This is a genomic window from Brachyspira murdochii DSM 12563, assembly GCF_000092845.1.
Classification (GTDB): Bacteria; Spirochaetota; Brachyspiria; order Brachyspirales; family Brachyspiraceae; genus Brachyspira; species Brachyspira murdochii.
Genome location: NC_014150.1, coordinates 1,621,999 through 1,647,742, shown reverse-complemented (window position 1 = coordinate 1,647,742; position 25,744 = coordinate 1,621,999). Strand labels below are relative to the sequence as shown.

At 27.5% G+C, this 25,744-nt stretch carries 29 protein-coding genes; 2 read left to right on the top strand and 27 right to left on the bottom strand.

What is annotated here, in order from left to right; translation table 11 throughout:
* Positions 1-8: 8 nt before the first annotated feature.
* Complete coding sequence (locus BMUR_RS07240) at positions 9-1,205, bottom strand: tetratricopeptide repeat protein (protein ID WP_013113950.1); 1,197 nt, start codon at positions 1,203-1,205, stop codon at positions 9-11.
* Positions 1,206-1,298: 93 nt separating this feature from the next.
* On the opposite strand from BMUR_RS07240, the gene BMUR_RS07235 reads away from it, so the two are divergent.
* Positions 1,299-2,135: a bifunctional 5,10-methylenetetrahydrofolate dehydrogenase/5,10-methenyltetrahydrofolate cyclohydrolase gene (locus BMUR_RS07235; RefSeq protein ID WP_013113949.1), complete on the top strand. Its 837-nt coding sequence runs from the start codon at positions 1,299-1,301 to the stop codon at positions 2,133-2,135.
* A gap of 77 nt (positions 2,136-2,212) precedes the next feature.
* On the opposite strand, the gene BMUR_RS07230 is transcribed toward BMUR_RS07235, so the two are convergent.
* From BMUR_RS07230 to der, 22 genes are all read right to left on the bottom strand, one after another.
* Positions 2,213-2,755 carry a hypothetical protein gene (locus tag BMUR_RS07230; RefSeq protein WP_013113948.1) on the bottom strand — a complete coding sequence of 181 codons (543 nt, stop codon included), beginning with the start codon at positions 2,753-2,755 and terminating at the stop codon, positions 2,213-2,215.
* 23 nt (positions 2,756-2,778) lie between these two features.
* Positions 2,779-3,330, bottom strand: a complete 552-nt coding sequence (locus BMUR_RS07225; RefSeq protein WP_013113947.1) for a hypothetical protein — start codon at positions 3,328-3,330, stop codon at positions 2,779-2,781.
* Between the two features lie 290 nt (positions 3,331-3,620).
* Positions 3,621-4,769, bottom strand: a complete 1,149-nt coding sequence (locus tag BMUR_RS07220) for a hypothetical protein (protein WP_013113946.1) — start codon at positions 4,767-4,769, stop codon at positions 3,621-3,623.
* 76 nt (positions 4,770-4,845) lie between these two features.
* On the bottom strand, positions 4,846-5,160 hold the full coding sequence (locus BMUR_RS07215; protein ID WP_013113945.1) for a hypothetical protein: 315 nt from the start codon (positions 5,158-5,160) through the stop codon (positions 4,846-4,848).
* A gap of 55 nt (positions 5,161-5,215) precedes the next feature.
* On the bottom strand, positions 5,216-5,509 hold the full coding sequence (locus BMUR_RS07210; RefSeq protein ID WP_013113944.1) for a hypothetical protein: 294 nt from the start codon (positions 5,507-5,509) through the stop codon (positions 5,216-5,218).
* An 8-nt stretch (positions 5,510-5,517) separates the two neighbouring features.
* Positions 5,518-5,874 (bottom strand): hypothetical protein, encoded by a 357-nt coding sequence (locus BMUR_RS07205; protein WP_013113943.1) that lies wholly within the window; start codon positions 5,872-5,874, stop codon positions 5,518-5,520.
* A 666-nt stretch (positions 5,875-6,540) separates the two neighbouring features.
* Positions 6,541-7,938 (bottom strand): hypothetical protein, encoded by a 1,398-nt coding sequence (locus BMUR_RS07195; RefSeq protein WP_013113941.1) that lies wholly within the window; start codon positions 7,936-7,938, stop codon positions 6,541-6,543.
* Between the two features lie 207 nt (positions 7,939-8,145).
* Complete coding sequence (locus BMUR_RS07190; RefSeq protein WP_013113940.1) at positions 8,146-8,418, bottom strand: hypothetical protein; 273 nt, start codon at positions 8,416-8,418, stop codon at positions 8,146-8,148.
* Entirely contained in the window at positions 8,402-8,959 is a 558-nt protein-coding gene (locus BMUR_RS07185; protein ID WP_013113939.1) for a hypothetical protein, read from the bottom strand. The genes BMUR_RS07190 and BMUR_RS07185 overlap by 17 nt, the downstream gene beginning before the upstream one ends.
* A gap of 30 nt (positions 8,960-8,989) precedes the next feature.
* On the bottom strand, positions 8,990-9,373 hold the full coding sequence (locus tag BMUR_RS07180; protein WP_013113938.1) for a hypothetical protein: 384 nt from the start codon (positions 9,371-9,373) through the stop codon (positions 8,990-8,992).
* Between the two features lie 63 nt (positions 9,374-9,436).
* The gene (locus BMUR_RS07175; RefSeq protein WP_013113937.1) at positions 9,437-9,733 is read right to left on the bottom strand and encodes a hypothetical protein; all 297 of its coding nucleotides are present in this window, start codon (positions 9,731-9,733) and stop codon (positions 9,437-9,439) included.
* 662 nt (positions 9,734-10,395) lie between these two features.
* Positions 10,396-11,439, bottom strand: a complete 1,044-nt coding sequence (locus tag BMUR_RS07170; protein ID WP_008721534.1) for a hypothetical protein — start codon at positions 11,437-11,439, stop codon at positions 10,396-10,398.
* Positions 11,440-11,707: 268 nt separating this feature from the next.
* Positions 11,708-12,076: a hypothetical protein gene (locus BMUR_RS07165; protein WP_013113936.1), complete on the bottom strand. Its 369-nt coding sequence runs from the start codon at positions 12,074-12,076 to the stop codon at positions 11,708-11,710.
* Between the two features lie 37 nt (positions 12,077-12,113).
* Positions 12,114-12,785, bottom strand: a complete 672-nt coding sequence (locus tag BMUR_RS07160) for a hypothetical protein (RefSeq protein WP_244833409.1) — start codon at positions 12,783-12,785, stop codon at positions 12,114-12,116.
* Between the two features lie 48 nt (positions 12,786-12,833).
* Positions 12,834-13,094: a hypothetical protein gene (locus BMUR_RS14955; RefSeq protein ID WP_244833407.1), complete on the bottom strand. Its 261-nt coding sequence runs from the start codon at positions 13,092-13,094 to the stop codon at positions 12,834-12,836.
* An 832-nt stretch (positions 13,095-13,926) separates the two neighbouring features.
* Entirely contained in the window at positions 13,927-14,316 is a 390-nt protein-coding gene (locus BMUR_RS07155) for an ImmA/IrrE family metallo-endopeptidase (protein WP_013113935.1), read from the bottom strand.
* A 5-nt stretch (positions 14,317-14,321) separates the two neighbouring features.
* Complete coding sequence (locus BMUR_RS07150; RefSeq protein ID WP_008728951.1) at positions 14,322-14,564, bottom strand: hypothetical protein; 243 nt, start codon at positions 14,562-14,564, stop codon at positions 14,322-14,324.
* Between the two features lie 205 nt (positions 14,565-14,769).
* Positions 14,770-16,011: a hypothetical protein gene (locus BMUR_RS07145; protein WP_013113934.1), complete on the bottom strand. Its 1,242-nt coding sequence runs from the start codon at positions 16,009-16,011 to the stop codon at positions 14,770-14,772.
* A 141-nt stretch (positions 16,012-16,152) separates the two neighbouring features.
* Positions 16,153-17,652 carry a DUF2828 family protein gene (locus BMUR_RS07140; protein ID WP_013113933.1) on the bottom strand — a complete coding sequence of 500 codons (1,500 nt, stop codon included), beginning with the start codon at positions 17,650-17,652 and terminating at the stop codon, positions 16,153-16,155.
* A gap of 359 nt (positions 17,653-18,011) precedes the next feature.
* Entirely contained in the window at positions 18,012-18,428 is a 417-nt protein-coding gene (locus BMUR_RS07135; protein ID WP_013113932.1) for a DUF3592 domain-containing protein, read from the bottom strand.
* Positions 18,429-18,563: 135 nt separating this feature from the next.
* The gene (plsY, locus tag BMUR_RS07130) at positions 18,564-19,211 is read right to left on the bottom strand and encodes a glycerol-3-phosphate 1-O-acyltransferase PlsY (RefSeq protein ID WP_041750086.1); all 648 of its coding nucleotides are present in this window, start codon (positions 19,209-19,211) and stop codon (positions 18,564-18,566) included.
* 4 nt (positions 19,212-19,215) lie between these two features.
* Positions 19,216-20,670 (bottom strand): ribosome biogenesis GTPase Der, encoded by a 1,455-nt coding sequence (gene der / locus BMUR_RS07125; RefSeq protein WP_013113930.1) that lies wholly within the window; start codon positions 20,668-20,670, stop codon positions 19,216-19,218.
* Between the two features lie 102 nt (positions 20,671-20,772).
* Here der and BMUR_RS14455 point away from each other — a divergent pair, with 102 nt between their 5' ends.
* Complete coding sequence (locus tag BMUR_RS14455; RefSeq protein WP_280513019.1) at positions 20,773-20,940, top strand: HepT-like ribonuclease domain-containing protein; 168 nt, start codon at positions 20,773-20,775, stop codon at positions 20,938-20,940.
* Between the two features lie 71 nt (positions 20,941-21,011).
* Here BMUR_RS14455 and BMUR_RS07120 read toward each other — a convergent pair whose 3' ends face one another.
* The 4 genes from BMUR_RS07120 to BMUR_RS07105 all read right to left on the bottom strand — a co-directional run bounded on the left by BMUR_RS07120 (position 21,012) and on the right by BMUR_RS07105 (position 25,737).
* A complete protein-coding gene (locus BMUR_RS07120; protein WP_013113929.1) occupies positions 21,012-22,862 on the bottom strand; it encodes a methyl-accepting chemotaxis protein in 1,851 nt (616 codons plus the stop codon).
* A 272-nt stretch (positions 22,863-23,134) separates the two neighbouring features.
* The gene (locus BMUR_RS07115; protein ID WP_013113928.1) at positions 23,135-25,021 is read right to left on the bottom strand and encodes a methyl-accepting chemotaxis protein; all 1,887 of its coding nucleotides are present in this window, start codon (positions 25,019-25,021) and stop codon (positions 23,135-23,137) included.
* Positions 25,022-25,193: 172 nt separating this feature from the next.
* Complete coding sequence (locus tag BMUR_RS07110) at positions 25,194-25,403, bottom strand: hypothetical protein (protein WP_013113927.1); 210 nt, start codon at positions 25,401-25,403, stop codon at positions 25,194-25,196.
* Complete coding sequence (locus tag BMUR_RS07105) at positions 25,390-25,737, bottom strand: hypothetical protein (protein ID WP_013113926.1); 348 nt, start codon at positions 25,735-25,737, stop codon at positions 25,390-25,392. The genes BMUR_RS07110 and BMUR_RS07105 overlap by 14 nt, the downstream gene beginning before the upstream one ends.
* Positions 25,738-25,744: the final 7 nt, after the last annotated feature.

The following is a 25,744-nucleotide window of genomic DNA, read 5'->3' as shown; positions in this document are numbered from 1 at the left end:
ATATATTATTATTTAAAGCTGTTTAACTTTTTTGATACTTCATTTCGCTTTTTCATGTATTTATCATATAATATAGGATTAGGACTTTCGTTATTAATAATATAGAGATTATAATTTACAGCATCAAGAAGTTTATTATAATATATCTCTGAATTATATTTATCTCCCAAAGTATCATATATTTGAGCAAGACTCTCTAAAGCCTCATCATCATTTTTATTTACATCAATGATTTTTTTCAAATATTCTATTACAATATTACCGTTTTTATTCATGTCTCTTTTAAGCAAATATACAGCATCTTTTATAAGAGCTATATCTTTATCGTATATCTCTATAGCCCTATTATAACTTTTAGCAGCATTCTCATAATCATTTTTTAATATATAGGCACTTGCTAATTTCTTATAATAAATATAATTATTCTTTTTTGCCTCTATTGCCTTAATATAATTTTCTATACTTAACTCTATATCATCTGGTATAACATTAACTTTATATCTGCTGTAATAATAATCTCCCAAAGCTGATAAATAATAATGATTGTTTTTATCAAGTTTTTTATTCATATTGTCAGTCATTATTTTAATATTATCTACTGCAGTTCTATCACTTCTAAATATTAAATATTCCAAATAATCTATATTAAAATAAATATTGTCTTTATAAAAATTAAAAAACATATCATAAGTATTTTTGCTGTCTTCTGATTCATATATCTTTTGAGAATAGTAGCCTATCAAAGAAATATATTCATCTTCTTTAATATATACTTTGTCATTGTGTACAGAAGTATAATCGTATATATCTTTAAGCATTTGATTAATAGATTCAAACAATTTATCCTCTTTAGAATAAAGTCTCTTTTCAAGCCACATATCAGATTTGCTTTTATCAAAAATCACATAATTAAGTATAAACTCGTTCTTATATCTTAATATATCATAGGTTACAGAAACATCGGCATTGTTTATCAAAGTAAGCTCTTTAATTTTTGATTTTATTGATTTATAATTATCAGCTTTTATATTATCATTAGGAACTATATCAAAATCAGAATACAAAAATATATTCTTCCTTACAAGGTCATTTACAGCATATAGAGTATAATTATTAGAGTAAGAAGTTTCAAATATAATAATTCTTTTCTCTGCTGAAGCGTACAAAAAAGTAATTAAAAATAAAATAATAATTTTTTTTATCATTTAAAAAATATACAATATAAATATAAAAAAATCCATACTTGTATTTTATTTATGAACACTATATTATTATAAAAAATTATAATAGGAGATTATATGATATTAGACGGAAGAGAACTATCAAAAAGTATAAAAGAAAATATTAAAAAAGATGTAGAAACGCTTCAAAAAAAACCAAGAATAGACTTTATATATTTTGATGATGATAAGTCAACAGAAGTATATTTTACAAGAGCCAAAAAGCAGGCGGAAAGTGTAGGAATGATAGGTTCTCTTCATAATCTGCCGGTAAGTACTACAGAAGAAGATTTTCTTACTTTAATAGAATATTTAAATAAAGAAAAAGAAACAAGCGGAATAATGATACAAATGCCTCTGCCTAAACATATAAGCAAAAAGAGAGTATATGAAACTATATCAGTAGAAAAAGATGCTGATGCTATATCACATATTAATTTGGGAAGGATATTGATGGGAGAAAATGATTTAGCTCCTTGCACAGCAAAAAGTGCAATGGCTTTAATAGAAAAATCGGGCATAAATATAGAAGGTGCAAATGCTGTTGTAATAGGAAGAAGTGAGATAGTAGGAAAACCTTTAGCTCATTTACTTCTTCAAAAATCTGCTACTGTAACAATAGCTCATTCAAAAACTAAAAATTTAAAAGAGATTTGCAAAAATGCTGATATATTATGCGTATCAATAGGAAAATCAGAGTTTATTACTGGAGATTATATTAAAGAAAATGCTGTTGTTATAGATATAGGTATTAATGTAATGGAAGACGGATCTTTAAAAGGTGATGTAAACTTTGAAGAGGCTTCAAAAATAGCTTCAAGTATTACACCTGTACCTAATGGGGTTGGAAGTGTAACTGTAGCTATGCTTTTAAGTAATGTGCTTTATCTTCATAAGAAATATAATAATATATAAAACTTATAAATAAAAAAGAAAATGCTAAAATAATAAAGTTTTAGCATTTTCAAATAAAAAGATAGAATATATGATAATTATTCTGTTTTATTCAATTTATCAGCTTTGATATATGCTGTCTCTCCTTGTCCTTGTATAGTAAGATCAAAATTAGATATAGAATCGCCTGAAATAGTCATAGACAATATATACGTTTTTCCGTCTTCTGTTTTCATTAAGTTATACTTGCCGTTTTCTTTTTTGGCATTTTCAAATAATATTCTTTTTGGTACATACAATTCAATAGTATTTTCATCTTCATATATATCAGCATATATTTCAACATCTTCAGGCTGTGTAGTAACATTTTCAATTCTTATAGTATGTTTTGCCGTACCTTTATATACAGAAGCTCTATCATTATAATGATTTTCATAACTTTTAGTATCTGAATTTTCCGCACCGTTATCATTAGCTGTATTATTATCTGAATTTTTTTGATTATCTGAAGAGGATGTATCTTTTATTTCAGTATTGCCGCTACTATTTCCTGAAACATTAACTGGGTTTGCAGGATTATTTTTTGTACACGATACTACAAGTATTATCATTATTAGTATTAAAAATATTTTTGTTTTCATTTTTTTATTTCCTTAATATTTTATTATTTTTTAGTCAAACTATCAGAATGGAAATGATAATTTTCATTTCTATGTCCTTGTACAGTAATAGTATAAGTAACTGAAGCTGTATTTCCGTTAATTGTCATATCTAAAGTATGTCTTTCTGAACCTTGATACTTCTCTAAATTATATTTATTATCTTGTTCAGTTATATCAAATCTAAAATACTTAGCTGATCTGTATACCTCTATACAATCATCATAAATTTCTATTTTGATATTTTCTTTATCTTGAAATTTTGCACCATCTATTGAATATTCACCTTCTCCCTCAAATATTGATATCGGTTCTTTTATATATATATCTTCTATATCTTCGTTAACATTAGAAGCCTTTGTATTAACTTCATTTTCTGAACCATCTGAACCTTGTGAAGATGATGTATTATCCTTTGTTTCAAAATTATTGCCGCTTTCTATTTTATTATTTTCTCCGCCATTGTTTGAAATATTTACAGGATTTACCGGATTATTTTTTGTACATGATACTGCAAATATTATCACCATTAGTATTAAAAATATTTTTGTTTTCATTTTTTATTTCCTTATGCTTTTTTTATTACAAATTAAATATAATATTTTTATATAAAAAGACAAACCTTTATAATATAAAGTTATAAAAATATTTATTTATATAACTTTACCTAAATATCATAATAAAAAAATAATACCAAATATTTTTTACAAAACACGCATATTACTAAAGACTTAAAATAAATTATATTTACAAATAATAAAAAAACAAAATATCATGTAAAATATTTTTAAAATAAAAAAATATAAAAAACTAATTTTTAATTTATTTTTTAATAAATAATACAAAATTATCTAGCATACATCTGACTGTTTCTTGCCTTATAACTATTCATAAGTTTATAAACCTCATCAGGATTTAAAGCCTGTTCAACATTAATAGTAACATTCCAAATATCACCTTTAGAAAAACCTCTCTCCTGTAACTGAGCATTACTTTGAACTTGTATTTTACCAGCTTTATTTGTTACAATCTCTGCTCCCATCTCCCCTACTATAGCAGAACCTCCGTCTGGAATAATGTATCCTGTTGTACCAAATGCAAACTGCGGAGCCTTAGGCGGATTAGATTTTACACTGTCTAAAGCATTAGCTGATGACACTATACCAGAAGCTGCAGAAATGGCAGATGATATTGCAGTAGCCGATATTACAAGCCCAGCGGCAAAACCAACAGGTCCGCCCTGAGCAAATGAAGATGCAACTCCCAAAGCAGATTGTGCTATAGCAAGCGAAGGTATCAACACAGCATCCGCTATTGCCTTTGACTTCTCCATTTCTGCTAGTTTTACTTCATTATCCCACTCGGCATATGCTTTATTATACTCTGCCTGTGCAAGCTGTTTTTCAAGCAATTCTCTTTGAACTTCTATCTCTTTTTCTTTCTGTAAATCTTCTTTTTCCTTTTCTTGTTTCTTTTTTAACTCTTCCTGCTTTATGCGTATAGCTTCAGCACTCATGACATCTTTGCTTTCAATAGCAAGTTCAAGCTCTTCATCAAGCCTTGATAAATAATTTTCATAATCCTCAGCATCTTGAGTTTTTTTATTTTCTCTTAACTCTTTTTGATAATCATCAAACTCCTGTAACTTATTCTTAGCTTCTTCTATTGCATTATCATAAGAGCTTAAATCATAATGAAAAAAATCTGAAAAACTAGCACTTAAATCCTTATATATACTTGATATGCTTGAGAGAGAGTCTTTTATTTCACTAGAAAAGCTTTTTATATCAGCTTTATTTATACTATTATCAAGTGAGTTTATAGAAGTTTCTATATTGTCTATTGAAGTTTTTGCCTCCGCTGCTGAACTTGAAAACTCATCAAAAGAATCTTTTGAACTAAAAAATGAAGATTTTTCATATGCCGAATTTATTTTCTTTATACTTTCTTCTATATTCTGTAATTCTTTATTTGTATCATAAATATTTTTATTCATAATATAATTACCCCATAAAAAAGGGCTTAAATAAAAAATATTTAAGCCCTTGTATGTTATATAAAGTATTCAACAATTATTGCTTAGTCCAATTTCCATAAAAATCATCAGTTCCATTAGCTTCTGTTTTACTTGTAAATGTTATGCTTCCTACATTAATGCTGCCAGATATAAGAATTACTTTAAATATATTTGACTTTGTTTCTGGTATTTCACCATTAATAGTACAAGTTAAATTTCCTTTTACTATAGTTTTAGATGATGTATCAACTATAAATGTTTCAGTACTTCCATTTTTTTTCCAAGTTCCGCCCAAATCATAAAATGTAAAACCATAGCGGCAAGATATGAATACTATTGATAATAAAAATAATATAATTAACTTTTTCATCATTCCCTCATATAATTAATATTATTTCCTATAATACATTATTTTATATATTAAATCAATTATTATTATTTAATGTTTTATCTATCAAAATCTTAAATCTAAAAATAGCATAATTAAGACCTAATCTCAAATAATCATCGTCATCATAACGGCAATATACAAATCTTCCGCTTATTATCTGATACCAAGCCTCAAGTATTATTTTATTCCAAAACAAAGAAGCTGTATACAAACTTATAAGCCCATTATCAAAATAACAAAAGTCATCATATTTAACTTCTCTATTATTAAAAGCATAATGGGTAAGATTATCAATTTCTGTCTGCTCTATTATAGAGAAATGAGACAAATTACTTGCTACATAATTCTTCTCTCTAGCAAAAAACTTTTTATCACTTGAGCGAACTCATTAATATCCTTTGTACTCCATTCATCAAGAAGACTTACCGCAAGAACACCATTTATTCTAACATCAAGCCATTTAAAAATATCATCATCAATAATCTTCTCTTCTTTCTCTCTTACATATTTGATATTTTCATTAAAGCTAGGACGATTAATACTTATAACATCATCACTTTTAAACTTACTGCCTAAAGTAGAACGGCTAAAGATCTTAACAGGTACAATATTTTCTCCGTCATCTTTATAAACAATTTCTTCTACAATATATCTATTAAAAAAGTCAATGCATTTAAATTCTAACTTTTCCATTTATATACTCCTTAATTTTTTTCACTGATAGGCTATGACAATTACATTGTCATAGGTTCAAAAAATATAAGGAGATTTTATATACTCCTTAATTTTTTTCACTGATAGGCTATGACAATTACATTGTCATAGGTTCAAAAAATATAAGGAGATTTTATATACTCCTTAATTTTTTTTACTGATAGGCTATGACAATTACATTGTCATAGGTTCAAAAATATAAGGAGATTTTATATACTCCTTAATTTTTTCACCAAAAGTTTATGACAATTTATAATCATAATATTATAAAAAATAAATATCTTATATTGATATAATTAATTTTTGTTTTATAATATTTTCATGAAAATAAAAGTTATTATATTAATTTTTTACTGTTTAAAATTATATTCTTTCAATTTTAATAATATTTTCTTTTCACAAAATATAAATAATTATTTTTCTATATTTGATATCACTTATAATAAAAATATTTTAACTGAAAAAAATCCTATACATAATCAATCAAATATATATTATAATTTATATTCATTCTCCAAAAATACTTTTGAATTTAAATACAAACCAAATAAAATTAATTTTGAATATTCAAACAGTACATTTCTATCAAATATAATAACACTAGAAAAAGATAAATATAATTCATTAATAAAAAGGTAAATTACATCAAAATAAATCCTCCCTATCTGTAAATGCTATCAAATAATTACTGTTCATATCATTTGACTGCTCTGCTGCCTTAAAATTATTTAAAGATATTGAAAGCTCTTTAGGCTCTATTGCTGGAAATGAAGGGCTTCCTCCTACATCTGAACTTACAAACACAAATGGATAATCTTTATTTTTAAATCTTGTTTTTGATGATATTATAAATGACTGCTTGTCTCCATTTAAAACCCTGTCATAAAAAAGCTCTTTTGACTGAGCATTAAAAACTGCATTGCCTGAAAAACTAAGTGTAAACTTTGAATTTGGAAAACCATATCTCTTTGCTGAAATATTAAACTTCTCTTCTTTAGTCCATTCAAATAATAAAGCAACATCACTTACAGAAGAAGCCTCTGTTCCATTAATAAAAAGTTTAGTAGGATATTTAGAAGTCTGTGCCATTACAACATCTCTTTCTTCTGCTCTCTCTTCATATAAAACTGCATCTTTATCTATTTTTTCTTCGTCCAAAGCCCATAATGAAGAACTTATTTCTGTCATAGCCTTATTTGCAAAATTAAAATTAATTGATTTACTTTCGCAGCCTATATATTGATTTCCGTCCATATTCTTTGAACTGTCATACAAAGCTATATTATAATATTGTGCCTCTCCAAATCGCGGGTGTATTATGCTTTGATATTTTGGATATTTCTTTTTACTCTCTTCTGTAAATACTCCGCTCTCTATGAGTCCTACTCTTTTAAAACTAAGTAAATATTCTGTTTTATTGTTTTCCGTATTATACTCTTTTAATTCATTTATTATATTGGTAAAATCAATCTCTTCTTCTTCGCTTCCTGTTATTAAAAATGCTTTTACATTTGTTATTTTATTTAAAGCATCAATCAAATCTTTCTGCTTCATAGAAGTATAAATATCAATAAAATTACTGCTATAACCATCATCTTCTTCTATTATAATTTCAAGCATATTAATACTTTCATCTTCTGAAGACTTATTAAATCTAATGGCAAAATTATTAAAAGAGTTAATGCATAGTAGATTTCCAGATGTTTCTTTTGTATGCACATTAGCCCATATTAAACTCGCATAGTATGCATTAGAATTTGGAAAAGCCCCGTAGGAAATATCTCCTGCATAAGTGGTAGCTCCAGCATAACTTTCAGAAGAAGGAGATCCTATATATTCCTTACTCATTGATTCTGTAGCAGGAGTAAGTCCCACTTGAGAAGGATATATTAAATATTTTCCTTTAACATCATCAGAAGAGAAATCTATTTTCTCATTTCTATTTTTTGTTTTTGCTATTCTTACTTTATAACTAGAACCACTTACAACTTTTAAACCGTCCTCATCATTCATTAAATTACCTTTTAAATCAAAAATGCTCATTATTATACACTCACAATTTTAAAAATTATTTTACGTAAAAAATATTTTATACATTCCCGCCCACCCGACCCAAAATATACTCTACGCAAAATGTATAAATTAACACGCGTTAAACTTAACCCATACAATATAAATAAAATAATAATTCTAATACCAACTATATATAAAATTCCGTTCAACGCGTGGATAAAAAAATTATTAATAATATTAAATTATATCTAAAACAACATTCTCCAAAACATCTCTGTTATCAACTGTTATGCTTCCCTCTTTAGTACTGTAGCCTTCAAGACTAACCTGATAATTTATCACTTCAGCATTCTTATAAGCACCAAAATATTTTTCTTCTTCATTCATTATTATTTTGGCATTCTCTGGAGAAGAAGTGATTTTTACTTTATAAAGTTTATCTCTGTTTTGAACATAATCATAAACTTTTTTATTAAATGAATTATTGATTAAATTAGTAAAGAACTTCATTTAAATAACTCCCTGTCATAATCTTGAAATTAATATTAAGAGAAAAATTAACTCCCCTTATAGATGAAAAATCATTAAACTGTCTTTTGCTGTTTTCACTGTCAAATGAAGGGGCTTCCCATTTTATAATAGGAGATAACGCTATACGCTCACCCTCATCATTGAGTTTTGATATCCAATAACGTGCTGCCTGATTGAGTGCTAAAGGTATAATATTATAAGCCAAAAATGATTCTCCAGCTTTAAGCTCTTTATATACTGTTGCTTTTAAACATATATCATCAGCAAAACCTGCAGAGTCCCCTATATATGAATTGCTTCCCCTGCTCTCACCTTCTGCTATTGAAGCCCAAAGAAATGATTTGCTCATAGACCTCAAAGCTCCTAAACTGAAATATTCTATTTTTAATTTATCATCTAAAAGTTTATTTAATTGATTATCGCCTTCAACTTTATTTCCAGACAAATCAATATATTCATCAGCCATAAAGTTCATAAAATTATCTAAAACATATATAACGCTGTTTTTAAAATGTATCATAATAAACCTTTTTATATTTTTTAGTACGATCTAAGGCTTTTTTATTTTGCCTTCTAAACTAACACTATCATAACTATTTTCTCCAACTACAATGCTTGATAAATCTTTTATAGCAAGCTCTTTTAAACGCAGACTCTCTGTACGAATAAAGTTTATCAAGTCGCTGTTTGATACAAAATTAACAGTCAAAAGCCTTGCTGCCTCATAGCATATATAATTTTTTATAGATATATATGGAAGTCCGTTTTCTTCCGTAGGCTCTGTATAATTCATATTCAAAATCATTCTTCTAAACTGAATAGTATAACTTTTAAGCTGTTCTTCTAAAAAGTCTGTATCAATATCATCATAGTTAAACATTTTAAATATGCTTTTAAAATAATTTATATCAGGCTCGTAAATATATTCATGCATATTAATTTCCTTTTTTAGTTTTTATGTACTGCCTTAAAATATAATACAGCACATAAAAATAAATTAAGCCTCAAGCTCTTTTATCTTATCTTTTAACTTTCTGTTTTCTTCTTTAAGATAATTAATAACATCATCAGGCTTCATCTTCTCTCTTATAAGCTCCTCTGCTTCATTTTTACTTATAATCAAAAATGAATCGCTTAAAGATATATTTAAATCGCTTTCAACTATTACCTTGCATCTTCTCTCATGCACATCTCTAAAGAAATATCCCACTCTTGATACCACATAATCATTAGCTTTTATTTCTTTATTAGTAATGCTATTTTCTAAAAAAAATAATAAAGATTTCTTTGACATAACGCCTCTTTTTTATAGTAAAACTTTTACTTAAATATTAATTTATTGTAATTATTAAATTCAAATCTTCCTATTATATAAATACAAAATAAATATTTAATTTATATTAAACTTGTTTCAAAACTAAATTTTTTTAACACTAATAGTTTTTTATTTTAGTATTTTTTTATTATATTTGTGGCTTTGCTGCGAAGTACACAGTCGTGCCAAACCCCACTTCTTTTTGACGCTGTCCGCCTGTGGCGTGCCACAAAGAAGCAGGCACAGCCCGCCGCTCTGCGTGCCTTCGGCAGCGAAAGGCTATATATTATACTAAATTTAACAATTTATACCACATGTAATAAATGATTAGTACGATTTAATAATAATTTAAATACTTGCACTTTTTGCAACTTTTTGCGGCGGGAAAAAGTTGAATAAAAATTTACAAACTTAAAATTTTTTAGTATATATTCATAATTTTAATATTTGCAGGGCTTTGCCCACCACTCTGTGTGCTACGCAGCACCCCAGTTCTTTTATTGGTATAAAAGAACCAAAAGAACTGCATTTGACAAAGTCCGCCTCACTATGCGTGCCTTTAGCAAGTAGCAGTTTAAATTTCAGGTATTACCATGATTAATACATATTTTTACAATATAAATTTCTAGAAATTAATTATATTAAGACAAGCTCAAGTCTATTTTACAGAAGCCGTAAGGGTTGGAAGCTACTGTGCATCTCTTTGTTCTTGTTCTCCACAAATTATTGCCCAATATATCAACTTCTCTTATATCATGATTTAAATATACTACCTCTTTTATTGAAGCCATATCAAGTATATTAGATGAAGTTGTAAACATATAAATTGATGAGCCTGTCCATATATCTGTAAGATTTTCTAGCTGATATATTTGATCCACTTCATGATCATCTGCAACTCTGAATGCTGTGCCTACAACAGTTATTCCGCTTGTTACCGCATTAAAAATATCTGGTCTGAATGCTTTATATTTTCCGTTGGCATCATTTCCAATCATTGATATATAATTAGAAAATAATCTGAATAAGCCTTGAAGTTTAATATATACATCTATTGGAATAACTATATAAAGTTTCTGTCCGTTATTTTGAAGCTCCATTCTGTCATTAAATAGATTGCCTCCCACAGCATAATTTAAATATTTAGCCAAATCTATAAATGAAGAGAAGAAATTATCAATATCAGCCTCCGTCCAAGTGCTTATAGGTTTTGCTGTTAAATCAACAGTGTTTGTACTTCCGTAAAGACTTGCATCTGTAACTTTTGCAGCTAGGTTTCTTTCTCTTAAAAGACCTAGTCTTGATACAAGTTTCTGAGCTATATAATTTAAAATCTCTTCACCTGCTTTTTTCTCATCTCTTGAATAAAGTTCATTAATCTCTTCTATTCTGTTAATGTCTATTCCGATATAATACTCTTCAGGCTCCATTTTAAAAACTCTAGCCTCATGTTTAGGATACTCATTAAAAATATTTAAATCCCCCAAAGAAGTACCACCGTACATGTTTTTGAGATTAAATGCTGTATTGTCTAAATCGCCTCCTATAGCTCCCTGAGAAACACCGACAAAAATCTCTGGTATATATTTGCTCACAAAGTTAGTCTGCCCCATATATCTAGGCATTTCTTTATTGATAATTGGAAAAAGTTTATTTTGTATATTTTGTAAATTAGGTATGCTCATATTATTTAACTCCTATTGTTATTAGTTATAAACTTGATTTTAATTAAGTTATAACTAAAGTTATTATGCCTGTTGCAATTTATACATATATATAGTTATATTATTATATAATAAATTTAAAAATCATATTTATAGTTTTAATAATTGGGGCTTTGCCCCAAACCCCACTTCTTTTGGTGACCCAAAGAAGCAAAAAGACTGCATTTTTAAACTAAATTTCAGTATTATAAAACATTTAATAAATATTTATTTAACTATATAATACACATTATACAGATTTCAAAAGTATCTCTGCATAATTGCTGCCGCCTCTTATAACTACTCCTACTCCATGTCCGTCTAATGATTTTTTGAATCCTACATCACTAGCTGTTACGATATCTCCTGCTACAACACTTTCAGCTACAACTGCATTTACTATTCCATCATAGCAAACCGATATTGTATTTGCCCTTAATCCAAACTCTTGATAGGAAAAAGCGTCTTCCAAAGCAACGCCTACAAATACACTTCCATCGCTGTAGAGTGAGAAAACGCCTTTTCCATTATCATTTTTTATTGTTACAGGAAAACCTTTTTTAGGTAAATTAGCTTCATCGCTATGAATACCTGATTTTATTATAGATCCTTGTGCCATTATAACTCCTATTGTTTTATGCCACCTACTCTGATATTTATTTAAAAAGTTTCGCTATTTCACTGTATTTATTTTCTTCGCTTAATGCTGATAAATTAATCTTCTCTGTGCCGCCTACTCCAATAGGTACTAAATCATTTCTCACTATTGACATTATCTCTTCTTTGCTAAGTCCAGCCTTAAAAAGTTTTCTTGCCTTTGTGTATGTAGAGCTTTCTGATTTTGAAGAACATCTTACAGCATTCTGACTCTCTGCATATTCATTACACCAATCACCGTAAGTTATAGCTGAAAGATTTAATTCTTTATCATTGGCAGTATTATTAGATGAGTTAGATAAATTATTTAAATCTTTGTTGTACGCTTTATCATTACTATCTTTATTCACTTTTAAATTATCTTCTCTCAATTTTTCTGCCACAATATCAATAATAATATTTTGAATCTCTTCATCATTTTTAAATAAATAAACAAACTCTTCTCTAGCATGATTTTCTATTTCTTTCTCTTCGCTTAATAATTTTTCTAATACAGTTTTTAATTTTTGCATGTAGCCTCCGTTAATATTATCTTCACTGTTTATAATGGCACTAGCACAAAGCAAATCTACATTACGGCTTGCAGGATATTCCACTGCAGCAACTGCTTTTATCTCGCAATTCTCCCAATAAATAAAATCTTCATCTTCATAAGATTTTTTACCCACCATCTCAATAGAAGGATAAAAAGATTTCTTTTCTGTTATGCTCTCATCAAACTATTCTATAACAGCATAAAGTCCTATAGATTCATTATCTTTTTCTAAACTTACAACTTTTCCAATAGCCTCTCTTTCATCATCTTCTTTATGTCCCTTATAAACAAATATTTCTATAGTGCTTTTTATAAATGAGTTTATAATCTCATCAATATTTTTTTCTGTGATTTTATTAGTTTTAGTTTCAGCAAAAGTATTTTTTGAAAGCGGTATATACTGTTTGAAACTATCTCCTAAAATTTTGTATTTCTTTTTAATCATTTTATCTCCTTGATATAAATATTTAATTTAATGATGTTGTTTAATAATTAACTGTCAGAAATTATTTATTATCCATATACATATAGCAAACAGGTATTTTACACGGTAATACTTATTATTTTACAAAGCTAAAAACATGTGCAGTTTAATAATTATAATTATTTAATATTGTTAGCAATCAGAAATTATTTATTGTCTCTATACCTATAACAAAAAATATAAGTGATTATAAGTCATATTTATTTTGTCAATTTTTATATTTTTATAAATCTATTATCAACTTTTTTGCCGCACACGCCAAAGTTTTTATCTTTCAGATACGCTTCGCGAAAAACGCAAGTGCTATTACAATATATACTGGAACGATTTTATTTTGTCAACGGATACACTTTATATAGAATTATCAACTTTTTTGCCGCACAAAAAAGTTGCAAAAAACGCAATTACTAGAACTTTATATTTTAATATATGTATTAAATGTATGGTAACACCTAAAATTTTGACTAAAAATGCAGTTCTTTTGGTTCTTTTATACCAATAAAAGAACTGGGGTGCTGCGTAGCACACAGAGTGGTGGGCAAAGCCCTGCAAATATTTAAAATTAAAAAAAATTAATTTTGACAAACTGTATTTGTTTAGGTATATATAAATGTAATACTCATATATTCAATAAAGATTCAATATATTATTTCTGATAATATTAATTAAACATTATCTGTCTATTTATTATTCCTATATCTATATCAAAAAATATAAGTGATTATAAGTTCATCAAAATAAAAAAGGCTCGGTAAATTAATACCAAGCCTTTTATTAATTTTTTATTCTAAAATTAATTTCCATATTTATTAATTATAGCTTCTCTTAACTTCTTAAATTCAGAAACTCCATCAACTATAAAATCTTCCAATTTACTAATATCTTTATAGAAATTTGATTTATCATATAAAATATAGCACATAATAGTATCCATCAATTCTTCTTCATCTATAATATCCCAATTTATCTCTACATTTTTTTCTTTTAATATTCTCTCAACTATAATATGAGCTAATTCATGTGATACAACACATCTTTTTTCAGGTATTGTCATATTTTTGTTTATGATTATTATATCTACATAAGGTTCTTCATCTGGAGACAAAAAACCATAACTACTAATATCCTTTTCTTTTATAAAAATTTTATATAAAGCTATATTTTTCAATCTAAATTTTGACATTTTTGTCAAAACCCTCTATACATTCTAACATCTTCATCTAAAAACATTACCAATATATCATTATATTTTTTCTCTAATGATATATTACCAAAATACTTTATGGCTTTAGAATTACATGCTTTTGTAAGAGCATCTATTTTTGTTTCATAATCATCTTCTTTTATACCCAAAGAATCAAAGTATGCCTCAACTTGTTCTTTTGTAGTGCATCTCTGCAATTCTTCTTTGCTAAAAAGTTTAACTGCCATAAATGCCTCCTTAAATATATTTTAGAGATATCGTAAAATTTGAAATAAATTTATACAAATATAGTATATACAAATTTAAATAATTAGCAATTGCATATACATATAAAAATTTAATCGTATTTAAATATATTTAACATATTATTATATATAATAAGTTCTATTTTACTATTTATTACATCAAATTATCAAAGTTTTTTATTGATACCTACTCTGATTTCTCAATTACAGAATGAGAAACTCTAAAATAATCGCATTCGCCTGAAAGTCTTAAACTTTTAAAATTCAAATCAAAATATCTTTTAATGAAGCTGTTGTTAATATAATTGATTATACCAGAAACAATATCGCTTGCCATAAGAATAGCATTGTCCTGAGTAAGTTCTGCCAATGATTTAGTAGCTCCTTTGTTTAGACCAAGTGCTTTAATATCTACTCCCTTATTTTTAAATAAAGCTGAAAGCATGCTGTCTCTAAAATTATACCATTCATTAGCATCAATACTTTCTATCTTTTCTATCTTACCATATTTGGAGATAAAAATTCCGCCTCCATTATTTACGAAATTTCTTATCTCCCTCTCTGCCTCCTTACGCTTTGAATCATTAAGCTCTGTATTTGCTATAAAATTAAAACTATGCTCGCCTATATTCTTTAAATTGCGGTTAAAACTATTATCCATAGATTCTAAAATCTGCCAAAGTGAATATGAACTGTATAAAAAAGGCTTTCCTATAATATCACCTTCAATACTTCCATAGCTTGCATAACCTGCTAAAGCTAAATCAAAATCTATATTTATAATGCTTGCTTCATCATCACTATACAAACTATTAAAAATTTCTTTACGGCTCTTTATAATACTTATGCTTTTAATTTCATCACTGTCATTTTCATCAAAATTGAATCTGTATATTGAAGAAGGATCATAATACTTAAATCCTCTAAGTCCGTCAAGCCTTCCCTTAAATCCGTAAGCCTTTGCAGATACTACTTCAAGTTTCGGAGTAAAAAAACAAAATCCATAAACCAAAGCATTATAAGTAACATTAACTATTAAGTTTTTAAGTCCTCCAGACCTTTCAAACTGATTTACAAAAAAGTTGTACGCATTATTTACTCTTTCATTATCTTCGCATTCTTTGGGCTTTTCTACAAAATAATCAAAAGAATTAATAACTCCTCTGTAAAACTGAAGTATAGGCTCAAGATAAATAGAACTCTCCATTCTCTTGCAGGTTAATGCCCATTTATGAGGAAATGAAAAATCATCGCTTTCATCTCCCCTATTTGATATTACATTCGGAACGCCAGAATTATAACTGCTTGTGGATATTCTGTTTAATTCATCATTTAATTTTTCTATTTCTCTGTTTTTATCTTTTAATTTATTATCATATTCTTCAATAATTTTTTCTATTTGTGATTGTTTATTTTCTATATTTTGCATAAATGAAAACCTATTAAAAATTAATCTTTATACTAATAATAAAAAATATAAGTGATTATAAGTTTTTATTTGGTTAGTAATGAACTTAATTAAAAATACTCACAGTAAAAAATAAGAAAACAAATTTGGTTTTAAATAATATCAATCCTTTATATCAATATTATAATCTTTCAAAGTATCTAATATTAAAATCATTGAAAGTTCATCTTGATTTGCTAAATCGTATTTATCTATATTGATTATATTTTTTATAACATTCTGGCTTCTTCCAGAAACAAATAATACATCATCATTTTTTAATGCAGGCATTATTCTGCTTAATGAGTTTACATTCCAGAAAATTATTCTAGGAAGTTTGTAATTATTTTTATTAAATATTTCTTTCCAATATTCAAAATTAGTTTTATTTGTAAGTTCGCATTGATTAAACTCCATATCAGAAATTATTATTATATATTTAGGAAGCTCTTCCTCTGGAACATGATTTTTGATAGCAGTATTAAGCAAGGCTTTAAATACAGAATTAATATTTGTACTATAATCAACAGATGACCTTAAAACATAATCAACTACATCAACAATATTATTTATATTTGATATGTCATGTATTTTAGAATTACCGCAGAAATCTATAAAATGATTATGAAATGCAGACTTATTTAACTGTGCTATATATATTGCCAAAGCCACGGAGCATATTAATGGTTCCCCATTCAAAGCCATTCCCATACTTCCAGATACATCACATGCCGCTATGGCATTTAAATTATTATCTCCAAAAATATTTGGAAGATTTTTCCAAGTTAAATCAAATTCTTCTCTTCTCGATTTTTTATCTTCTTCATCACAGTCTAAAATCTCTCTTATAACATCAAATGGAGTTAAGACGCTAGTATTTAATTTTACTTTTCCTAGTTTTACATCTTCAAAAAAATTATTATATCTTTTTTCATCATTTCTAATAAATGCTTTAGAGTATTTTCTCATAGCAAGAGAAGGAACAGATGAATAATCAAATGTATAATCTTTTTCTCTTAAATTATTTTCTACTATTTTTATTTTATTTCTTAAAGAAGATAAAGTTTTTCTATATTCTTTAGTGTTTATATTTAAAAGTTGTATTAATTCTTTTGCAATGTTTCTTGTATTTTGTGATGATGTGTTTTCACTAGGAAGCCATTTAGCAAGAAGCGAAACATTATCAGCCGTTTTATCTTTTTCTAATTGCTCTAATATTATATTTTTTGTAAAATCAGAAATTTTTTTGTTTTGTCTGTTTTTATACCATATATAAATAATATCGTCCCATCTTCCAAGCTCAGGTATAGTTTTTAAGATTTCTATTGCTGTTAGAGTATGATTTTGCCTAATCATAATATTTATATATTTCCTAAAAACTTCTCTCTCGCCAATGCCTCTTCTTATATCTCTCAAATACATTATAGATTTAGCTGTAAGTTCAGGACTTTCTCTCCAAGCATCTATAAAATATTTTAATAATTCATCGTCTGTTTTTAGTCTGCTTGCTCCCATAGTTGCAAATAAATCTATTACACCGCTTAATGATGAAATATTAGTATCAGCAAAATTCTGCGTATAAGTTTTATTAAAGGAAGTTTTAAGCAAATCTAAAAAAGACATAAAATTAATTCTCCTATAATAAAAAATATTCCATGCCTATAATAAAATAAGCATAGAATAAAAAACTAGACACGATATACACCATTAAAAATGGCTAAAGGATTTGAACCTTCTTACTGCCATAAAATAAAATTGCTGTTCGTGTCTAAAAAATAAAAAACTAGATTCCACTTAATCCAGATTGTGGCTTAAATATATTGCTGTTGGAATCTATTTTTCATTATATTACTGATTATTAATTTTGTCAATCTTTTAGATGGAGTATGTAAATTATAAACTATCTCATTAGTCTTTTATCTCAATACTATAATCTTTCAAAGTATCAAGTATTAAAAGCATTGATAATAACAGCAATATAGCTATTTATTTTTCTTTACAATATCAAGTCCAAAAGAAATTAATATACGTCCTAAAACAATAGTGAATATATTAGAAATACTATCAGAAAAAGGAAGTTTTATATTTTTTGGTTCATCAGCATCATACCATAAAGGCAATTCATCGCCTGCTTTTCTAAATGGATAATGACTTCTTAAAGCAGCATATAATGTTCCATGATTATCAGCTTCATAACTTATTACCATTGAATTTTTATATTTAATTTTTCCAGATTCATATACCCTTTTTATACCGCACTCTTCAACTACTCCTACAGTATGAATATAATTTTTTGTATTAATAAAAGAAAACAATCCCCTTACACCATCTAAAGTTAAAACTATTCCTGCAAAAAATATTAATATTTTTGTTATAATTGAAAATCTTTTTTTATACATTGTTATAACTCCAATATTTTTTAATAATTTTAACAATATGCGAAATTTAAGTTTGAAATCTAATAAAAACTTTGTGAAAGTTATTTTATAATATTTTTAAGATTGCAAGAGCCTTACAAAAATATAAATAATTAATTATTTTTTAGAAAAACTATTTTCTTCACCTTTAAGCATTCTTTTATAATTAGGTATATGCTTTATTATTATAAATATAGCAAGAAGTATCGCTATAGGAAGAAGAACAATATAATTTATATTAAAAAATATTCTGTATAAGAAATTAGCCTTAAAATATAAAATACTTAAAACTATAGGAAAAGCTATAGCCCCGCATGTAGAACCTATAGCAACAGTTTTTTTGGAAGAAAATAATCCTATAAAGAAAAATACCATAGTAATAAGAAGGCTTATAGGAGCAAGCATAAACATGGAACCTGCACTTGTAGCAACACCCTTACCGCCTTTAAATCCTAAAAATATAGAAAATACATGCCCAAGTATAGAAGCCACAGCACATGCCACTAAAATATAGCTATGAGTAGAAACCATATCAGCAAGTATAAAAGAAGGTACTAATACAGCAATCATACCCTTTCCTATGTCAAGTATATATGCAAGAATTCCAGCTTTTTTCCCGCATACACGAAGAACATTACTAGCACCGGGATTACAGCTTCCCTCTTTTCTTACATCATGACCGTTTATTTTTCCTATTATAAATGAAAAAGGAATAGCTCCTATTATATAGGATACTGCTATACTTATGATAATTTTTAAAAGCATATTTTTAACCTCCATACTTTTTACCCCTCTTCCTGAAATTAAGAATAATCGGAGTTCCTCTGAAATCAAACATTTCTCTAAATCTATTTTCTAAATATCTTTTATAATGCGAATTTAATTTATGCGGATGATTGCAAAACACAGCGAATGCTGGCGGATTTACTCCAGTCTGAGTAACATAAAAAATCTTAAAAGGATTTCCTCCTGCAGATATAGTATACTCTCTAGTAGCTCTAACCATAGTCTCTGTAAGAGCATGAGTTTCAAATCTCTGCATTCTAGTTTTTGCCACACGTACAGCAAGCGATAAAAGTTTTTCAGCATCATTTTTTCTAGCAGCACAAACCCTAGCATAAAAAGCATAATTAAGTATAGGAAAGGCACTTTTCATATATGCCTCATAATCATTCCAAGTAGTGCCTTTCTCTCTTATATCCCATTTGTTTGCAGCTATAACAATGCCCTTCTTTCTCTCTATTATTAGATTGGCGATTGTTTTATCTTGGTCGGTTAAACCTTCAAATACATCAAGCATTAGTATGCATACATCGGAAGATTCTATTGCTTTTATTGCTCTGTTTACGCTGTAATATTCAACATCTGTATTAACATTTTTCTTTTTTCTTATACCAGCAGTGTCTACAAGACAAATATCATCGCCTTTAAAATTAAAAGTTTCATCTATAGCATCACGAGTTGTACCTGCAATATCTGAAACTATACTTCTGTCTTTTCCTATTAAGGTATTTAATAAAGTAGATTTACCAGCATTAGGCTTACCTACTATTGCTATATTTATAATTTTATTTTCATCTTCTTCTATTGTGCTTTCTTCATCATATTCATCATATTCTTCTAATAATTCATTATATTCAATATCCATCTTTTCTGAATTGTATGAACTTTTATTACTATCTTTTATCTGATTAATCTGCTCTTCTCTTTCAGCCTCCAAATCAACACCTATTCTCTCAAGCACTTCAAGTATTTTCTCTCTCAAATCATCAATGCCGTTATTATGTTCAGCACTTATAGGAACAACATCATTTATACCTAAAGAATAAAATTCATTAATCAAATTGTTATGAGAATCAGCATCTACTTTATTAATTACAAGTATGATGGGCTTTCCAGATTTTCTTATGATATTAATAAAGTGTCTGTCATCGGGGTGGCTTTGATGAGCGTCTACTAAAAAGAGAAGTATATCTGCATCTTCTGCAGCGGTTTTTAATGCCTTCTCTCTCACCTTTTCATTTAAAGTATCATCGCTTATATCAAGAAGTCCCCCAGTATCAAAAACATTAAAAGCTATATCATCAATATATGCTAAAGACATACTTATATCTCTGGTAACTCCAGCAGTAGGGTCAACTATAGATTTTCTTCTTCCAGCAAATCTGTTAAACAGTGTGGACTTACCAACATTAGGTCTTCCAAGTATAGCGATATTTTTCATTTATAAAAACCTTTATATAATCAAGTGTAAATAAAATAATATCATAGTTTTGAATATATTGCTATTATATTTTTATAATAATAATACTATCATAAATAAAATATATTTCACAAAAATAATAATCCTAAAATAGAATGGAGTTTATTATCATATATGAGAAATTTTTTAATACATCAATATTATGATGTATGCAATGATATAATTTGGGAAACAGTAAAAAAAGATATTCCAAAATTAAAAGAGTATATTAACAGCATAAAACTAAAATAAATATAAACTTATTAAAAAACAAAAAAGCCCGTAAATTACAGGCTTTCTTAAAATATATAATTAAAAATAATTTACTGCACCTTAAAGAAAGATACAACATCTTCTAAATGATTAGCCTGTTCAAGAAGCGATTTTGAAGCTGCAGTAGCCTCTTCTACTAAAGAAGCATTCTGCTGAGTTATGCCATCCATTTTTGATACCGCTGTATTAACTTGGTCAACTCCAGCTTCCTGTTCTAAAGCTGTTTGACTAATATCGCTCATAATTTTTGAAGTTTCTTCTATTTTTACTTCTATATCTCTAAATATATCCTGAGAATGTCTTGCCATTTCTGCCGATTTATTTATTTTCTCATAAATATCTTCTATAAGCACTGTAATATCTTTAGCTGAAGTCTGAGAGTTTTGTGCTAGATTTCTTACTTCGCTTGCTACTACCGCAAAGCCTCTGCCCTGATCTCCTGCACGAGCTGCTTCTACTGCCGCATTCAAAGCAAGTATATTAGTCTGAAAAGCAATGTCTTCTATAACTTTAGTAATGTCTTTTATCTTAGCACTTGCTGAATAAACATCTTCTATCATTTTGGTAGTATTCGCTATAACACTTCCGCCTTCAACAACAGCATTTCTTGAAGCTATCATAACATTATTACCATCTACTGAATTTTGTGCTGATGATTTTATTGTAGATGCCATCTCTTCCATAGAAGAAGCAGTCTCTTCCAAACTTGACGCCTGATATTCTGTTCTCTGTGCCAAATCTTCACTTCCTTTATGAAGCTCTGAAGCTGCATTTGCTATCTCTTTTGAAGCTGCAAGTACTTCTGAAATTACCTCTACAAATCTGTTTCTCATAGTATCAAATGAATTAGATAACTCGCCTATCTCATCATCTTTTTTTGATAATTGAGATTTAAACATGAAATTACCTTTGGCCATTTGATGAGCTTCATCAACTATATTGCTTATAGGTTTAATAGTTCTTCCTATATAAAATCCAGATACCAAAGAAGAAATAATAACGCCAGCTATACCTAATAATATACCAATAATTGTCATTTTTTTGCTTTCTGCATACAATATATTATGTGTAATTGCAGCCATCATAAACCAAGGCTGACTTTTCATCTTTTTAAAGAATGCTGTTCTAGGGGAATTGTCAAAATTATATGCAAATATACCAGAAGACTGTCCTGCAGGAGGTTTTAATGAAGCATTCGGAATAACACCTATAGTTTCATTAATATTATGATATACACACTGCAAGTCATCTTCATTTAAAACAAATATACTTCTAGCTTCTGATAATTCATTTCTAGCATCTGCCAAAGTTTCATTAATAATTCTTGACCAATCAACAAACGCTACAAAACTTCCTATAAGCTCGCCTTCCAAACTATAAATGGAATGCACTATAGGAAGAACATACCCTTTATTTATATCTGACTTGTATATGTTATCGCTTGTAGCATGATCATAACCAGAAGCTACAAACTCTTTCCACATTTTAGGATAAGTTGAAGACATATCAAGTCCTGCATTTTTAGTATCTCCATTGTATGCTTCTATTACTTTACCATCTAAACCTATTAAATCTAATGTTACTATATAATCATTATTATCAAATAAATTTATCATAGTACTTAATGCTCTTTCCCTTACAGCTTCGTTTCTTGTCTGCATATATTCTATTACCTCGGGTATTCTTGAATATGCATCCATAATGATTAATTGATCATTAAGTATAGTATCTAACAATGTAGAATAACCATTAACTGAAGTTTCAAAACCTGAATATGTTGCATTATTTATAGCTTTATTAGCTATTTTTATTGAAGTGAAAATTATTGTAAAAGATAATATTACAATAACTATATTAACTATTAAAGGAATTTTTACAACTATACTATTAAATCTTCTCATAAATAAACACTCTCTCTAAAACAAAAAATTAGATATTATAAAAATAGTTATTGTTTAATAATGAAAATTAAAACATAAAAACTACTAACACTATAGTTGTATAGTATAATTTAATTATTAAAAAAAGTCAATTCTGATGATATAAATATTTTATAGTAATTACTGTAAAATACAAAAAATGACATTTGTATAGTATTATGTAGTATAAAAAACTTATCATATTATACAGAAAAACAATAAAGTATTATTTTGTATAATATGATAATATAATATTATTTCACTTTAAAGAAAGCAACCAAATCCTCCAAATGTTTAGCTTGGTCAAGAAGCGATTTTGTAGCTGCTGTAGACTGTTCTACTAATGCTGCATTTTGCTGAGTAATACTATCCATTTTTGTAACCGCTGTATTAACTTGATCAACTCCAGCTTCCTGCTCTACTGCTGTCTGACTAATATCATTCATAATCTGTGAAGTCTCTTCTATTTTAAGCTCAATATTATTAAAAATATCCTGAGAATGTCTTGCCATTTCGGCTGATTTATTTATTTTTTCATAAATATCTTCTATAAGAACTGTAATATCTTTAGCTGAAGTCTGGGAGTTTTGTGCTAGGTTTCTTACCTCACTTGCTACTACCGCAAAGCCTCTGCCCTGATCTCCTGCTCTGGCTGCCTCTACTGCCGCATTTAAAGCAAGTATATTAGTCTGAAAAGCAATGTCTTCTATAACTTTAGTAATATCTTTAATTTTGGCACTTGCCGAATAAACATCTTCTATCATCTTTGTAGTGTCGCTTATTACAATACCGCCCTCTTTAACAGCATTTTTTGAATCTATCATAACTTTATTACCGTCTACTGAGTTTTGTGCAGATGACTTTATAGTAGAAGCCATCTCTTCCATAGAAGAAGCAGTCTCTTCCAAACTTGATGCCTGATACTCCGTTCTCTGTGCCAAATCCTCAGTACCCTGATAAACTTCATTAGCAGCATTTGCTATCTCTGAAGAAGCGGCTAATACATCGGTTATAACTGTTACTATTTTTTCACGCATTACTTGGAAAGAATGAGAAAGCTCCCCTATCTCATCTTTTCTATCATTTATAGAAGAAGTTATAGAAAAATTACCCTCAGACATCTCTCTTGCCTCTTCAACTATAAACTTCATAGGCTTAATAGTGCCATGTATATACCATATAGTTATGGCTGCAGATATAGTAACTCCTATAATTCCTATAATAATACCTATAAGTGTCATCTTTCTTCCGGGGGCATATAATAATCTGTCTGTTGTTCTTTCAACCATTACCCATTCTGTAGAAGATAATTTTTTGAAGAATGCTGATATTGCCTCTCCTTCCCTTATATAACTAAGAAGACCAGAATCTTCATTACTAGGTATTACAAGAGCTCCTGTAGCCTTAGAAAATAATCTGTTTTTATCATTATGATAAACTATATCCATTTCATTATTAATAACAAAAAGTGTTTTTTCCTCTGAAAACTGAGACTTTGAATCTTTTAAACTTTCATCTATGATTTTACCCCAATTTACATACGCTATAAAAGCACCTACTACATTATTATTATCATCTCTTACACCTTGTAAAACTGGAAGTATAATATAGTTTTCATGATTGTATATATTAAATGATAATGTTGTATTATAATTTTTAGAAACAAATGACTGCCACAATGCAGGATACATTGAAGAGATATTCTCTCCTGCCTCTTCTTTGTTTCCATTGTATGACTCTATTACTTTTCCGTCTAAACTCAACATAAATAAATCTACTATATAAGAATTATTATCAAATAATACTGTCATAGTTTTGATAGCCCTGTCTTGAACTGCTTCGCTTCTAGTTGACATATATTCTTTTATTGTAGGAATATTAGCATAGGACTCTATAAGAATAGACTGATAAGATAGTATGCTATCTATCAAGGAAGAAAAACCATTTACCGAAGTTTCAAAACCTGAAGCTGTTGCTGCATTTATTTCTTTAGTTGCAAGGCTTATGGATACAGATATTATTACAACCGATAACATAATTATCATTACTGTTACCATAAATGGTATTTTAAACATTATGCTGTTTAATTTACCCATTTTAAAAGTGCCTAATTTTACACTTGATAGGTTTATTTTACTCATATAATATATTACCCCAAAAAAACATTATGAAAATTCGCACATATTCTATACAAAAAAACACTTATATGTCAATATAATTTTCATAATTTAATAAAAAATATGATACCTTTACATTTTAGAAAATCAATGTTTTTTGTTATCGATAATAAAAATTATGAGTTTATTAATCAAACTAAAATTTATTAGTTTGTATAGCATACCAATTCTGCCATTCGCTTATTTTCATTAAGGATCGTTTATATTCATATAAAAAATCTTTTTCAGTTTTTATAAGATTGGGCTTATATATTTCTGGAGGGTCTGACATAGGAACAGTTACATATTTTACACTGGAACAGCTCACTAAAAATATTAATAATAATAAAAAGCTAATTTTTTTCATATTCAAAACTTCTATAATAATTACTTACAATACTATTGAATGCTTTAATAGTATTATCACTTAATTTTTTTTCTTCTATAACATTAATATATTCATCACTTTTTGAAAAAGTTTCTGATATATTAATCTGCTTTTTCCTAAAATCATTATCTTTACTTAATAATATATTAGAATACTCCAACTTATATATTTCATTATTTAATTTATATATCTCTTTGTTTTTTATATTTAATTTAATATTTAAAGAAGATACATAAGCAAGTAAAGCAATTAATATCAAAGCTATATAAAAATACTTTGACTTAAGTATATTAATCAATACCGTTATAAACATGTAATTT